Here is a 1,108-nt window from a genome sequence, read left to right on the forward strand (position 1 = left end):
TTAGTTATGCCATTACAATAATGTTTGGCATTTTTAACAATTTAATATCAATATTTGAGTCGAACCCTGGATAATAAAATTAATATCAGCTGCGAATGCAATGGCATAACACGCAACCCTTAATGCAATAACCCCCCCTGGCCTTGATGGACTTTACAGAACAGCTCCACATCACTGCATACATCCAGCTTCCTCATCGCTGACCGCTTCTGTCCGCTGATGGTCTTTTCACTTTTACTCAAAATCTGGGAGATACTTTTTCCGGTAAAACCCTCGCCAAACAAGTAAATAACAACACGCTCGCATCTCGTCAGACTCACCAGGCGCACATCATTCCCATCACCAAGTTCCCCCGAAATCGGCAGGGCAGTCGCAGGCTTTTTCGTCAAGGCCCATGAGATGAGCGCCTCCCTGATTTTTTGTTTAATGTCAGTGGCCTCGTCATCTTTATAGAGAATGCGCACCACCTCATCCAACGCCATCTCGCGAGGCTGGCGAACATGTCTTGACTTGAGAATGATGAAAACACTCGGGGACCAACGTTGATTAAGCCTGATCGTCTGTTCGAATGCCTGACAAAAATAGGTGTTGTCTGCATCAATAAATACCAGCCGCGTCTGGGTATTCGGGGTACCGCTGAAGGTAATTTGACCGTTGTTCACCTCATTACTTATTCCTTGCTCAGTATGATATTCCGCCAGTGTTTCGCTGAGCAGAATAAACAGACCGTGCCGAAAGTAATTATCTTTCACATCAATAACGCAATTAAACATCCCCTCCCCCTGGAATAAAATTATCCTGGCGGTAGAAAATGAACATGCCAGGTTAAATGTAATTATCTAATGAATTAATTCCATCTCATACACTCTGTATCCAGAGAATAACAACCCCCGCCATAGGAAAATATCGCCCTAAAATATAGAGCTTATACACTCGCAGAATAAAGAAGAGTGGTCATTAATACGGAGGAAAATATTCACTTGATAATCGTCTCACCACACATGTCGCATACAACAGATACTACAAGCAAACTCATTTATAACAAAATAATTGATCGTCACATCCCATTGCATAAAATAAAAAACCATTATGTTGATATGATGTAGCA

Annotated in this window: 1 protein-coding gene; it reads right to left on the reverse strand. The window is 42.1% G+C overall.

Annotated features, from left to right (window positions below; translation table 11 throughout):
- Window positions 1-119 precede the first annotated feature (119 nt).
- Window positions 120-773, reverse strand: a complete 654-nt coding sequence (locus tag V2A85_RS23845; protein WP_420072574.1) for a helix-turn-helix transcriptional regulator — start codon at window positions 771-773, stop codon at window positions 120-122.
- Window positions 774-1,108 lie beyond the last annotated feature (335 nt).

The sequence above is a fragment of the Yersinia sp. 1252 StPb PI genome (assembly GCF_048593885.1).
Lineage (GTDB): Bacteria > Pseudomonadota > Gammaproteobacteria > Enterobacterales > Enterobacteriaceae > Yersinia > Yersinia enterocolitica_E.

What these genes read in the sequence shown, in the direction of transcription:
- V2A85_RS23845 (WP_420072574.1), bottom strand. Translation starts at nt 773, where the DNA reads ATGTTTAATTGCGTTATTGATGTGAAAGATAATTACTTTCGGCACGGT.